This window comes from Nonomuraea sp. NPDC001831 (assembly GCF_042892035.1).
Taxonomy (GTDB): domain Bacteria; phylum Actinomycetota; class Actinomycetes; order Streptosporangiales; family Streptosporangiaceae; genus Nonomuraea.
This window is the reverse complement of record NZ_JBIATU010000003.1, coordinates 590,199-602,557: the sequence shown is the minus strand read 5'-3', so window position 1 is coordinate 602,557 and position 12,359 is coordinate 590,199. Positions and strand designations below refer to the sequence as shown.

The 12,359-nt window shown below is 75.3% G+C and carries 12 protein-coding genes; 8 read left to right on the top strand and 4 right to left on the bottom strand.

Annotated elements, in window-relative coordinates:
* Positions 1-12: 12 nt before the first annotated feature.
* The 7 genes from ACFYYW_RS13560 to ACFYYW_RS13530 are packed head-to-tail and all read left to right on the top strand — an operon-like array spanning position 13 to position 7,826.
* The gene (locus ACFYYW_RS13560) at positions 13-1,218 is read left to right on the top strand and encodes an NAD(P)/FAD-dependent oxidoreductase (protein WP_387648246.1); all 1,206 of its coding nucleotides are present in this window, start codon (positions 13-15) and stop codon (positions 1,216-1,218) included.
* On the top strand, positions 1,215-1,529 hold the full coding sequence (locus ACFYYW_RS13555; RefSeq protein ID WP_387648244.1) for a (2Fe-2S)-binding protein: 315 nt from the start codon (positions 1,215-1,217) through the stop codon (positions 1,527-1,529). The genes ACFYYW_RS13560 and ACFYYW_RS13555 overlap by 4 nt, the downstream gene beginning before the upstream one ends.
* Positions 1,522-2,997, top strand: coding sequence for an NAD(P)/FAD-dependent oxidoreductase (locus ACFYYW_RS13550; protein WP_387648241.1), 1,476 nt, complete (start codon positions 1,522-1,524; stop codon positions 2,995-2,997). Before ACFYYW_RS13555 ends, ACFYYW_RS13550 begins: the two co-directional genes overlap by 8 nt.
* Positions 2,990-4,504, top strand: coding sequence for an aldehyde dehydrogenase (NADP(+)) (locus tag ACFYYW_RS13545; protein WP_364391327.1), 1,515 nt, complete (start codon positions 2,990-2,992; stop codon positions 4,502-4,504). Before ACFYYW_RS13550 ends, ACFYYW_RS13545 begins: the two co-directional genes overlap by 8 nt.
* A 45-nt stretch (positions 4,505-4,549) precedes the next feature.
* Complete coding sequence (locus tag ACFYYW_RS13540; protein WP_387648238.1) at positions 4,550-5,704, top strand: phosphotriesterase; 1,155 nt, start codon at positions 4,550-4,552, stop codon at positions 5,702-5,704.
* Positions 5,701-6,771 carry a phosphotriesterase gene (locus tag ACFYYW_RS13535; protein ID WP_387648235.1) on the top strand — a complete coding sequence of 357 codons (1,071 nt, stop codon included), beginning with the start codon at positions 5,701-5,703 and terminating at the stop codon, positions 6,769-6,771. Before ACFYYW_RS13540 ends, ACFYYW_RS13535 begins: the two co-directional genes overlap by 4 nt.
* 11 nt (positions 6,772-6,782) lie before the next feature.
* A complete protein-coding gene (locus ACFYYW_RS13530; protein WP_387648232.1) occupies positions 6,783-7,826 on the top strand; it encodes an alpha/beta hydrolase in 1,044 nt (347 codons plus the stop codon).
* A gap of 60 nt (positions 7,827-7,886) precedes the next feature.
* Here ACFYYW_RS13530 and ACFYYW_RS13525 read toward each other — a convergent pair whose 3' ends face one another.
* On the bottom strand, positions 7,887-8,858 hold the full coding sequence (locus tag ACFYYW_RS13525; RefSeq protein ID WP_387648229.1) for an alpha/beta hydrolase fold domain-containing protein: 972 nt from the start codon (positions 8,856-8,858) through the stop codon (positions 7,887-7,889).
* Positions 8,859-8,971: 113 nt separating this feature from the next.
* Here ACFYYW_RS13525 and ACFYYW_RS13520 point away from each other — a divergent pair, with 113 nt between their 5' ends.
* Positions 8,972-9,514 carry a hypothetical protein gene (locus tag ACFYYW_RS13520; RefSeq protein ID WP_352324719.1) on the top strand — a complete coding sequence of 181 codons (543 nt, stop codon included), beginning with the start codon at positions 8,972-8,974 and terminating at the stop codon, positions 9,512-9,514.
* A gap of 28 nt (positions 9,515-9,542) precedes the next feature.
* On the opposite strand, the gene ACFYYW_RS13515 is transcribed toward ACFYYW_RS13520, so the two are convergent.
* From ACFYYW_RS13515 to ACFYYW_RS13505, 3 genes are all read right to left on the bottom strand, one after another.
* Positions 9,543-10,706 carry an FAD-dependent monooxygenase gene (locus ACFYYW_RS13515; protein WP_387648226.1) on the bottom strand — a complete coding sequence of 388 codons (1,164 nt, stop codon included), beginning with the start codon at positions 10,704-10,706 and terminating at the stop codon, positions 9,543-9,545.
* Between the two features lie 90 nt (positions 10,707-10,796).
* A complete protein-coding gene (locus ACFYYW_RS13510) occupies positions 10,797-11,420 on the bottom strand; it encodes a hypothetical protein (RefSeq protein WP_387648223.1) in 624 nt (207 codons plus the stop codon).
* 79 nt (positions 11,421-11,499) lie between these two features.
* Positions 11,500-12,225: a helix-turn-helix transcriptional regulator gene (locus ACFYYW_RS13505; RefSeq protein ID WP_352324722.1), complete on the bottom strand. Its 726-nt coding sequence runs from the start codon at positions 12,223-12,225 to the stop codon at positions 11,500-11,502.
* Positions 12,226-12,359 lie beyond the last annotated feature (134 nt).

Here is a 12,359-nt window from a genome sequence, read left to right as displayed (position 1 = left end):
GAAGGCCACGCCGTGAGCGCCGACCTCGTCGTGGTCGGCGCCGGCGTGGTGGGCGCGGCCGCCGCGTACTTCGCGGCGCTGGCCGGGCTGCGCGTGGTGGTCGTCGAGCGCGGCGCCATCGCCGGCGGCACGTCCAGCGCGGGCGAGGGCAATCTGCTCGTGTCCGACAAGGAGGCCGGGCCCGAGCTGGACCTCGCGCTCTACTCCCAGCGGGTGTGGCGCGAGGACCTGGCCGAGCACGCCGGGCTGTGGGAGTTCGAGGCCAAGGGCGGGCTGGTCGTCGCGGCGTCCGGGCCCGGCCTGGCCTCGCTGCGCGAGCTGGGCGAGCACCAGCGCCGCCACGGCGTCGAGGTGCGCGACGTGGCGGCGCAGGAGCTGCGCGACTACGAGCCGCACCTCGCCCCCGGACTCGCCGGTGCCGCCTTCTACCCCCAGGACGCCCAGGTCCAGCCCATGCTGGTGGTCGCCCACCTGCTGCGGCTGGCCCGCGCGCACGGCGCCGAGGTGCGCACCCGCACCGGCGTCACCGGCTTCCTGCGCGACGGGAGCCGCGTGACCGGCGTGCGCACCACGGCCGGCGACCTGCCCGCCGGGGCGGTGCTCAACGCGACCGGCACGTGGGCCGGCGACGTCGCCGCCCTGGCCGGGGTGCACGTGCCCGTCCTGCCCAGGCGCGGGTTCGTGCTGGTCACCCAGCCCATGCCGCCCCGGACGATCCGCCACAAGGTCTACGCCGCCGAGTACGTCGGGGACGTGGCCAGCTCCGACGCCGCCCTGCAGACCTCGCCCGTCGTGGAGGGCACCGGCAGCGGCACGATCCTCATCGGCGCCTCCCGGGAGCGCGTCGGCTTCGACCGCACGTTCTCCCCGCGGGCGGCCGGCGCGCTGGCGGCCAAGGCGATCGCGCTGTTCCCGATGTTGCGGGACGTCCGGGCCATGCGCACGTACCTGGGCTTCCGGCCGTACTGCCCGGACCATCTGCCGGTGATCGGGCCCGATCCGCGCGCGCCCGGGTTGTGGCACGCCTGCGGGCACGAGGGCGCGGGCATCGGACTGTCCGCGGGCACCGGCAAGCTCGTCGCCCAGGCGCTCACCGGCCGCACCCCGGACCTCGACCTCAAGCCGTTCGCCCCCGACCGCTTCCCCGCCCCCGACCGTTCTTCCGGCACCGGGTTTCCCGGCGCCGGGTCCGCCGCGACCGAGGAGGGGCGCCGATGACCCACCAGATGACCTTCCGCGGCGCGAGCGTGCCCGCCGAGCCGGGCCAGAGCGTCGGGGCCGCCCTGGTCGCGGCCGGCATCCTCGACTGGCGCAGCACCCGCGGGGCGGGCCGGCCGCGTGGCCTGTTCTGCGGCATCGGCGTCTGCTTCGACTGCCTCATCACCGTCGACGGCGTCCCCGACCTGCGCGCCTGCCTGGTCCCGGCGCGCGACGGCATGCGCCTCGGCGACGACGCCCCGGCAGCCGGCGAGCAAGACGGCGAGCAGGACGGCGAGCAAGACGGCGAGCAGGGAGGCCCACATGCGTGAGGCGCACGACGTCGCCGTGGTCGGCGCGGGCCCGGCGGGGCTGGCCGCCGCCGTCGAGGCCGCCGCGGCCGGGCTGGACGTGGCCCTCGTGGACGGCGCCCGCCAGCCGGGCGGCCAGTTCTGGCGGCACTACGACGAACGCCACGCCCGCCCCGAGGACGCCGCCGGGCACCACGACTGGCCGGTCTTCACCCGGCTGCGCGACCGGCTGCGCGCCCTGACCGCCGCCGGACGGGTCCGCTACCTGCCCGGCCACCAGGTCTGGCTGGCGACCCGCGACAGCGCCGGCACGTTCACGCTGCGCACGACGCCCACCGTCCCCGAGGAGGGGGCGTCCGGCACGACGGTGACCGCCCGCGCGCTGATCCTGTGCCCCGGCGGCTACGACAGGCAGCTGCCCGTCCCCGGCTGGGACCTGCCCGGCGTGATGGCCGCCGGAGGGGTGCAGGCCCTGCTCAAGGGGCAGCGCACGCTCGCCGGCCGCCGCGCGGTCGTCGCCGGGACCGGGCCGTTCCTGCTGCCGGTCGCCACCGGCCTGGCCGCGGCCGGGGCGCGGGTGGCGGCGGTCGCCGAGGCCAACGCCACGCTCGGCTGGCTGCGCGACCCGCGCGGCGCCGCGTCCGTGCCGGTCAAGGGGCTGGAGGCGCTGCGGTACGCCGCGCTGATGGCCCGCCACCGCGTGCCGTACCGCACCGGGACCGTGGTCACCGAGATCCTGGGGGAGAACCGGGTCGAGGCCGTCCGGCTGGCCCGGCTCGGCCGCGACGGCCGCCCGGCCGGCCCGGCTGGCGAGATCCCCGCCGACCTCGTCGCGCTCGGCTGGGGGTTCACGCCGTCCCTCGAACTGCCGCTCATGCTCGGCGCCGGCACCAGGAAGGACGTCGACGGCTCGCTCGTCGTGACCGTGGACGCCTTCCAGCGCACCGGCGTCCCCGGCCTGTACGTCGCGGGCGAGGCGACCGGCGTCGGCGGCGCGGTCCTGGCCCGCCAGGAGGGCCGGCTGAGCGCCCTGGCCCTGGCCCGTACGCTGGGCCGCCGGGCCGACCCGGCGCTCATGGGCCGGTTGCGCCGGTCGATCGCCCGCGGGCGGCGCTTCGCCGCGGCCATGCACCGGACCTACCCCGTGCCGCGCGCCTGGACGTCCTGGCTGCGGGACGAGACGCTGGTCTGCCGCTGCGAGGAGGTCTCCTACGGCGACCTGCGCCGCGCCCACGACGACCTGGGCGCCGACGATCCGCGCACGCTGAAGATGCTGGCCAGGCCGGGCATGGGCTGGTGCCAGGGACGGGTGTGCGGGTTCGCGACCGCCGGCGTCGCGGCCTGCCTGAGCCGCCGCGAGAGCACGGCCGGCGACCTGCGCCCGCTGTCCACCCGGAGCCTGGCGGCCCCGGTGTCCCTGGGCGAGCTGGCCGCGCTCGCCGACGACAATCCTGACGGAGATCATGAAAGAGGACGAGACCGTGAGTGACGTGCTGAGCGTCGATCCGCGTACCGGACAGGTCCGCGAGCGCGTCGCGGCGGAGTCGACGCCGCAGGACGTGGACCGCGCCGTGCGCGCCGCTGCCGCCGCGGCCCCCGCGCTGGCCGACCGGTCCGTACGCGCCGACCTGCTGCGTACCGCCGCGGCGCTGCTGGAGGAGGGCGGCGAGGAGATCATCGCGACCGCCGACGCGGAGACCGCGCTCGGCCGGGTCCGCCTCACCGGCGAGCTGGCCCGCACCTGCTACCAGCTGCGGGCCTTCGCCGACGTGGCCGAGTCGGGCGCCTTCCTGGACGTGATCATCGACCACGCCGACCCGGCCGCCCGCCCGGCCCCCCGCCCCGACCTGCGACGCTACAAGGTGCCGCTGGGCGTGGTCGCGGTGTTCGCGGCGAGCAACTTCCCGCTGGCCTTCAGCGTGCCGGGCGGCGACACCGCCAGCGCGCTGGCCGCCGGCTGCCCGGTCGTCGTCAAGGCGCATCCGGACCATCCGGCGACCAGCGTCCTGACCGCCCGCGCGCTGCGCGCCGCCGCGGAGAAGGCCGGTCTGCCGGCCGACGTCGTGGGCCTGGTCCACGGCTTCGCGGCGGGCCCGGAGCTGGTCCGGCACCCGCTGACCGCCGCCGTCGGCTTCACCGGCTCGGTACGCGGCGGGCGGGCGCTGCACGACCTGGCCGCCGCGCGGCCGCGGCCGATCCCGTTCCACGGCGAGCTGGGCAGCCTCAACCCGGTCGTGGTGACCGAGCGGGCCGCCGCCACCAGGGCGGCCGAGATCGGCGCGGGCCTGGCCGCCTCCTACACCCAGGGCCTCGGCCAGTTCTGCGTCAAGCCGGGCCTGGTCCTGCTGCCCGCGGGCCCGGCGGGCGACGCGGTGCTCGACGCCGTGGTCACGGCCGCCGTGCCCGCCGGACCGCTGCTCGACCCGCGCATGCGCGCGGCCTTCCTGGACGGCGTGCGCTCCCGCGCCCAGCTGCCCGGCGTCACGCAGGCGCTGGCCGCCGGCGAGGACGACGCCGCGCCGCTGGCCGTCCGGCCGGGCGTGCTGACCGTGGCAGCCGGGCGGCTCGCGGACGGCGACGCCCACGCCGAGCTGCTGGAGGAGTGCTTCGGACCGGTCACCGTCGTGGCCCGGTACGGCTCGGAGTCCGAGCGGGACGCCGTGCTCGACGCGCTGCCCGGCAACCTCACCGCGACCGTGCACCTGGCGGCCGACGAGCGCGAGGGCGCGGCGGCCGGCCTGGTGGCCAGGCTCGCCGGGCTGGCCGGCCGGGTCGTCGTGGACGGCTGGCCCACGGGCGTGTCGGTCGCGCCCGCGATGCAGCACGGCGGGCCGTACCCCGCCTCCACCAGCACCTCGACCTCGGTCGGCGGCACCGCGATCGAGCGCTGGCTGCGCCCGGTGTGCTTCCAGGACACCCCCGACCCCCTCCTGCCGCCGGAGCTGCGCGAGGCCAACCCGCTCGGCGTCCCCCGGACGGTGGACGGAGTCGCCTGACGCTTTTATCTACACTTGTAGACGCTCTGGGGCTATATTGCTCGTGTGTCCACCACCGATGCCACGGTCGTGGCCGTCACCGGCGAGGTCCCAGCGGCCTCGCTGGGCGCGGTCCTGCCGCACGAGCACCTGCTGAGCGACTTCGCCCCGCCCGACGACACGCCCGAGTCCTGGGCGCGCACCGGCCGCACCCGCCCCACGGCGGCCGGCGCTCTGTGGCTCTACCGCGCGCCGCTGACGATGGACCTGCTCGGCGAGGTCGGCATGGGCGCCGTCAACCGGGACGACCTGCTGCTCGGCGACGCGGACCTGGCCGCCGCCGAGCTGGCCGCCTTCCGGCAGGCAGGCGGCGGCACGGTGGTGGACCTGACACCCGACGGGCTCGGCCGCGACCCGGCCGGGCTGCGCCGGCTCGCCGAGGAGACCGGCGTGACCGTCGTCATGGGCTGCGGCCGGCACCACCCCGCACGGACCGCCGCCCGGGACACCGCCGCCCTGACCGCCGCCCGGGACACCGCCGCCCCGACCTCCGCCCGGGACACCGCCGCCCCGACCTCCGCCCGGGGCGTCGCCGCGCCGGCCGAGGAGCTGGCCGAGGAGCTGATGCGCGACCTCACCGAGGGCGTGGGCGGCGTGCGGGCCGGCGTCATCGGCGAGCTGGCCGCGCTCGACCCCGGCGTGCCCGCCGAGCGCGCGCTCCTGGTCGCCGCGGCCCGCGCGGCGGCGGCCACCGGCGCCGCCGTCTCGCTGGCCCGCAACGAGGACCCGGCCGTCCAGCAGCGCGTCCTCGACCTGCTCGCCGAGGAGGGCGCGGACCTCACGCGGGTGGCCGTCGGGCACTGCGACGCGCTCTCCCCGCGGCCCGACGACCTCGAACCGCTGCTCGGACGCGGCGTCTTCGTGCAGTTCGACCAGCTCGGCAGGCTGCCCACCGCGCTCAGCGTCTCCGACGACCAGGACGTCGCCGCGGCCGTGCTCGAACTCGCCCGCCGGGGCCACGCCGGACGCCTCCTGCTGTCGCAGGGCGTACGGGCCAAGTCCCAGCTCCTGGCCTACGGCGGCGGCGGTTACGCGTTCGTCCTGCGGCAGTTCGTGCCGTACCTGAGGATGCTCGGAGCCGACGACGAGCTGATCGAGACCGTCACCGTGCGCAACCCGAGGCGGCTGCTCACGCTCCGGACCGAGGAGGCGGGCTCGTGAGCCGCTACCCCTTCCCCATCCCCGACCTGTCCGGGCAGGCGCTCACCGTCGCCGGCCCGGTGGACCCGGCGCTGCTCGGGCAGACGTCCATGCACGAGCACATCTTCATCGACCTGCGCAGGCCCGTCCGGTCCCGCCGGCCCGGCGAGGACGCGCCCGCGGCGGCCGAGCCGCTCACCCTGGCCAACCTCGCCCGCACCCGCCACGGCGGGCCGAACGCCGACAACGACCTGCTGGGCGACTTCGACGAGATGCTCGCCGAGACCCTCGCCTTCGCCCACAGCGGCGGCCGCACCATGGTCGAGGTCTCGCCCATCGGCCTCGGCCGCGACCCCGAGGCGCTGCTGCGGCTGTCCCGGGCCAGCGGGATGCACATCGTCATGGGCGGCGGCTGGTACACCCCGGCGTTCCATCCGGCCGACATGGACGAGCGAACCGTGGACGAGCTGGCCGACGTCATCGTGCGCGACGTCGTGCTCGGAGCCGACGGCACCGGCGTGCGCGCGGGCATCATCGGCGAGGTCGGCGCCGAGTCGGTGCCGCTGACCGGGGGCGAGCTCAAGAGCGTACGGGCCGCCGGTCGGGCCGCCCGCGTCACCGGCGCGCCGGTCACCTTCCACGTCGGCGGCGTCGGCGAGGAGAAGTTCCGGGTGCTCGACATCCTCCAGGAGGAGGGCGTCGCCCCCGGCAACGTCGTCCTGGGCCACTGCACGGACGTCCTGTCCGGCCCCGAGTTCGCCGAGCGGCTGCTGGCCCGCGGCGTCTTCGTCGAGTTCGACTTCCTGGCCGCGCCGGGCAGCCCGTGGGGGCACCTCGTCCTGGGCAGCGACCACAAGGTCCTGCGCGGCATCGCCGACCTGGTCGAACGGGGCTACGCGGGCCAGATCGTGCTCGGCCACGACGTGTGCCAGAAGATCCAGCTCAAGCGGTACGGCGGCAAGGGCTACGACTACATCCCGCGGCACTTCCTGCCCGCCCTGCGCCGCCTCGGCGTCAGCCCCGAGGCCATCCACATGATCATGGTCGAGAACCCGGCACGGGCACTCGCCTTCGCCGCACCACAGTGACCAGGAGAACCATGCCCCCCACCCCCGTGCCCCCCGACCCTGCGCCTTCCGCCCTCGGGCCCTCCACCTCCGTGCCTCCCGCCCCCGTCCCCGTGCCCTTCGACCCGGCGCTGGCCGCCGTCCTGGACGGCATGCCCCGGCCGGACGGTCCCGCCCCCACCCTGGACACCATCCCCCTGATGCGCGCCGCCGGGGCGGCCATGCCCATGCCGCCGGTCGCCGAGGTGATCGGCGACCGCGAGATCGACGCCGAGGAGCTGCTCGTCCCCGGCCCGGCCGGCGCGCCGGACCTGGAGGTCACGGTCCTGCGCCCGCGCCGCCTGCGGGCCCCGGTCCCCGGGCTGTACAACATCCACGGCGGCGGCATGATCACCGGCCACCGGGCCATGGACACGCCGCGCCTGGTCGCGCTCGTCGAGGAGCTGGGCGTCGTCGCCGTCAACGTCGAGTACCGCCTGGCCCCCGAGCACCCCCACCCGGCGCCCGTCGAGGACTGCTACGCCGGGCTGACCTGGATGTCGCGGCACGCCGCCGAGCTCGGCGTGGACCCCGGGCGCGTGGTGGTCATGGGCGGCAGCGCCGGCGGCGGCCTGGCGGCCGGGGTCGCCCTGCTGGCCCGCGACCGCGGCGGCCCCCGCCTGGCCGGCCAGCTCCTGCTGTGCCCGATGCTGGACGACCGCAACACCACCGTCTCCAGCCACCAGTACGACGGCCTCGGCACCTGGCCACGCGCCCTGAACCTGCTGGGCTGGCGGGCCCTGCTCGGCGAGCGGGCCGGCGACCCCGACGCCGACGTGCCCTGTCACGCGGCCCCGGCGCGGGCGGCCGACCTGTCGGGGCTGCCGCCCGCGTTCATCGAGGCGGGGGCGGCCGAGCTGTTCCGCGACGAGGACGTCGCGTACGCCACGCGGATCTGGGCGGCCGGCGGGCAGGCCGAGCTGCACATCTGGAACGGCGCCTTCCACGGGTTCGACATCTTCGCCCCGGACCACGAGATCACGCACGCCGCCCTCGCCACCCGCCTCTCCTGGCTCCACCGCACCCTCACCCCCTGACCCCGCACCGCCCCCGAATCCCCGGCCCGCCGCCCACCTCGTTGTGGGGAGGGGGTGGGGTCAGATGCCCAGGGTGCGTTGCAGCCAGGAGTGTTTGGTCTGCTGGGCGGCGCGGGAGACGCGGGCGGACGGGATGCTCGCGAAGCCGTGGTGGCCGCCGGCCCATACGTGCAGTTCCGCCTGGCCGCCGGTCGCCCAGATGCGCGTGGCGAACTCGACCGCCTCGTCCCGGAACACCTCGGCGGCCCCGACCTCGATGAAGACCGGCGGCAGCCCGGACAGGTCGGCCGCCCGCGCCGGGACCTCGTGCGGCAGCACGTCCGGGCCGCCCCGCCGGTCGCCGAGCAGGGCGGTCCAGGCGGTGTCGTTGTTGTTGCGGTCCCAGGCGCCGATGCCGTCGTACTGGAGGCTCGACACGGTCGAGTTCCGGTCGTCGATCATGGGTGCGCCGATGTAGAGCCCGGCGGCGGCCGGGCCGTTCCGGTCGCGGGCCATGATGCCGACGGACGCCGTGAGCCCCCCGCCCGCGCTGAAGCCGGACACGAGCAGCCGCCCCGGGTCGAACCCCAGCTCCTCGGCGTGTCCGGCGGTCCAGACGAAGCCCGCGTAGCAGTCCTCGGCCGCCGCCGGGGCCGGGTTCTCCGGGGCGAGCCGGTACTCGACCGTCACCCCGACCATGCCGTGCTCCAGGGCCGCCTGGATGAGGCCCTCGATGCCGAAGAAGCGGGTGCCCAGGATCATCCCGCCGCCGTGGATCTCGTACACGGCCGCCGCGCCGGGCGCGGGCCCGCCCTTGGGACGGACGACCGTGAGGGTGACGTCGGGGGCGCCCTCGGGGCCGGGCACGTCCACGTCCCACCACTCGACGGGACGGCCGGCGACGATCGCCTCCATGGGCGGGATGAGCCCGGCGAAGATCTCGCGGTTGCGCTGGATGGTGTCCGCGCGCAGCGGAATGCCCTCGACCGCCGCCAGGAACGCCGCGAGACCTTCCGCCAGCTCAGGGTCGTAGGGAACGGGGACGTAGCTCATCGTGCCGCCTCTCGGAGCCGAACGGACGGCTTAAAGTCTACGAGCGTAGAAGCGGTCTGTCCTGATATACACGGGTACGCGATCAGTCTGACCATGCCCCCAAGGAGAAGACCATGGTGAAGAGACTCCTCGAAGCAACTTCGTTACGCGCGGGGGTCGTCGCGGCCGTCGCGCTGACCGGCACGCTGCTGACCTCCGCCCCGGCCGGCGCCGCCACGACGGGCCTGCGGGCCGCCGCCGTCCAGACCTCCTCGGTCGTCCAGGAGGCCGCCTCCCGCCCGGCCAACGGCCGGATCGTCTACGACCGTCTCAGCGGCGGCCGGGGCGTACTCAAGATCAAGAACGGCACGTCGAAGGACGGCGTCGTCACCATCGTCAAGGGGCGCACCAAGGCGGTCAGCGTCTACGTGCGCGCGCGGTCCACCGCCCGCATCCGGGACGTCCGGGACGGCACGTACCGCATCTTCTTCACCACCGGCTACCGGTTCAGCGTGTCGAAGGGCCGCTTCACCAGGGGCGCGACGTACCAGAAGTTCAACGACCGGCTGCGCTTCCGCACGACCTCGACGCAGTACACCATCTGGACCCTGACCCTGAACCCGGTCAGGGGCGGCAACGCCCGCACCAGCCCCGTGAACCCGAAGGACTTCCCCTGATCGAGGCCTGAGCGGGCGCGCCTCCCGGTCAGTCCTTGCCGGAGCCGCCGAACCCGCCGAACCAGCTGAGGACGCGGTCGACCCGGGCGTACACGCGGGGCGGCATGTGCGGCAGCACCCGGGAGTGCCGCTGCCCGAGCAGCGCGATGAACTCCATCGGCGAGAGGTCGATGTAGCGCGTCAGGTTCTCGTACCACTGGGCGCTGAGGCGGGCCGACTTCTGGTGCGGCAGGATCGCCTTGCGGCGTTCGCGGTCGTAGCGGGCGAGGGCGGCCGGGAGCTCCGGCTCCTGGTTCAGCGCGTTGACCAGGAAGGCGGCGTCCCCGAAGGCCAGGGCGGTGCCCGCGCCGATGGAGTAGTGGGTGGTGTGCGCGGCGTCGCCGAGCAGCACGAGGTCGTCGCGGTACCACGTGCGGTTGGTCAGCGTGCGGAAGTTCAGCCAGTACGCGCTGCCGTCGGTGTGCGCCCTTCCCATGAGCGGATGGCCGTCCAGGACGTCGGCGAAGATCTTCTCCAGCAGCGCCAGGCCGTCGGCCGCGCTGGCCTGGTCGAGGCCGAGCCCCTTCCAGGTCTCGGGGGAGCACTCGACGACGCACGTGCTGTGGTCGCCGCTGTAGACGTAGCAGTAGCACCAGATCCAGCCGTGCGGGGTCTCGGAGAAGGCGAAGGTGAAGGCGTCGAAGACCTTCGTGGTGCCGAGCCAGATGTAGTGGTTGCGGCCGACTGCGATCTCGGTGCCGAAATGGTCGGCGTGCGGCGCGCGCAGCGTGCTGTTGATGCCGTCGCCGGCCACGACCAGGTCGGCGTCCAGTTCCTCGCGCGAGGCGATCTCGCGGCCGTGCTCGACGTGCACGCCCAGCGAACGGGCCCGGTCGGCGAGGATGTCGAGCAGGCGGTGGCGGCAGATGCCGAAGCCCTCGTCCGACTCGGTGAGCGTCACCGTCGCGCGGTCCTGGATGTGGGTGACCCAGCTGTCCCAGCGGATCGAGTTCTCCCGGATGACGTCCGCCGACTCCGGGTCGGCGGCGCGCATGTTGTTGAGCAGGTCGTCCCAGTAGGTCACGCCCCAGCCGTAGGTGGTCCCGGCCGGGTTGCGCTCGTAGACGGCGACCTCGTGGGACGGGTCGACCCGCTTCATCAGGATCGAGAAGTACAGGTTGGCGGGCCCACCGCCGACGCAGGCGACCTTCACACTAGCTCCCCTAGCGACAGAAAGTAATCAATTCAGCACAGAGAGTATCAGAGGGTCTGTGCCGGGGGAGAAGGCGCGCCCGCCGGACGGTCAGGCCATCGCCCGCGCCGTACCGCGCAGGCCGAGGGTGAGACTGCCGGCCAGCAGCACCACGCCGGACAGCACCCCGCTGACGACCGGCACCCACGCCACGGCGGGCGTGGCGGCCAGGACGAGCCCGCCGGCCCCGAGCAGCGTGAGCGCCGCGCCCGGCACGGCGATGCTCCAGTCCTTCCACACGGGCGCGAGCGCGACGAAGTGCACGCCCACCACGAACGCCACCCACGCCACGTTCCCCTCCTCCGGACGTCCGAGCGCGGCCAGCACCCGCAGCCCGCCGAACAGCAGGACCACCTCGGCCACCACCACGGCCACGTAGCCGCCCCCGAACATGCCCCGCCCGCCGGGCCTCCGCCGGCCCGCCCCTGCGCGAGGGCCGGCGGACTCCAGGCGTCGGGCGGGGCCGGCGGACTCCAGGCGTCGGGCGGGTTCGGCGGGCTCGGCGCGGGCGGTGCGCTCGGCGCGGGCGGCGCCGAACCACATCGCGAGCACGGCCGCCGCCGCCAGGCACGCGACGGCCCGCAGAACGCCGGCGGTCACGCCGTCGAGCGGGCCGCCCGCGTTGACGACGACGAACACCGCGCCGAACACCGCGCCGACCAGCAATCCAGTCATTCTCTGCATGACGTCCATCGAAGCGCCCGCCGCGGCCCGCCCGCACGGGTGCTGGGGCGAGGACGAGGTAGCCCTGGCCCTACCTCGCCACGCCGCGCAGGTAGGCCAGCACCGCCAGCACCCGCCGGTTGGCGTCGTCGGTCGCGGGCAGGTCGAGCTTGGCGAACACGGAGGCCACGTGCTTGCCGACGGCCGCCTCCGTGATCGACAGGGCGCGGGCCACGGCGCTGTTGGACCGGCCCTCGGCGATCAGCGCCAGCACCTCCCGCTCCCGGGGCGAGAGCCGATGGGCCGGCTCGGTGACCTCCCTGGCCCGCGCCCACGACAGCTCGAACAGGTCGATGAGGGTGGCGATCAGCCCCTGCTGCCTGATCATCAACGCGCCCGGCGTGTAGGCGATCGGGGTGATCCGGACGAACGCCACGGAGCGGTCGAAGATCAGCAGCTGCTGGATGGGCTCGTCGATGACCCGGTGCAGGTCGCCGGCGGCGTGCAGCTCCTTGATGCGGGCCGCCTTGCGCGGGTCGTCCAGCACGCTGGAATGGACGATCGTGCGCATCGACAGGCCCTCGCGCAGGGCGTCCAGCACGGTACGCCGGCTGCGCTGCTCCTCGCGGCCCTGCTCGCGCGAGCCCACCGGGTGCATGGCCCGCAGCTCGGCCGACGACCGGGTGGCGCGCAGGATCTGCCGGCGGACGAGCTCGGGGTCCTCCAGCCGCTCGACGTCGACGGGGATGCCGCGCAGCTCGCCGACCACCTCTTCCAGGCGGCGGGCGAGGTGGTCAAGCGACTGGCTCTCGGTCACGCTCCTCCTCCGCACGCGCACCCCATTCTCCCTGCTCCGCGAAGGCATGCCCAAATCAGCGGAATGACGCCCGAAACGGCGAAGGGGCGCCGTCCGGCTGGACGGCGCCCCGGGTCGCGGGACCGCTGGGCGGC

Bases quoted from the DNA above. Each gene is read 5' to 3' on its own strand.
- ACFYYW_RS13555 (WP_387648244.1), top strand. From the start codon at position 1,215: ATGACCCACCAGATGACCTTCCGCGGCGCGAGCGTGCCCGCCGAGCCG.
- ACFYYW_RS13550 (WP_387648241.1), top strand. From the start codon at position 1,522: ATGCGTGAGGCGCACGACGTCGCCGTGGTCGGCGCGGGCCCGGCGGGG.
- ACFYYW_RS13530 (WP_387648232.1), top strand. From the start codon at position 6,783: ATGCCCCCCACCCCCGTGCCCCCCGACCCTGCGCCTTCCGCCCTCGGG.
- ACFYYW_RS13525 (WP_387648229.1), bottom strand. From the start codon at position 8,858: ATGAGCTACGTCCCCGTTCCCTACGACCCTGAGCTGGCGGAAGGTCTC.
- ACFYYW_RS13520 (WP_352324719.1), top strand. From the start codon at position 8,972: ATGGTGAAGAGACTCCTCGAAGCAACTTCGTTACGCGCGGGGGTCGTC.
- ACFYYW_RS13510 (WP_387648223.1), bottom strand. From the start codon at position 11,420: ATGACTGGATTGCTGGTCGGCGCGGTGTTCGGCGCGGTGTTCGTCGTC.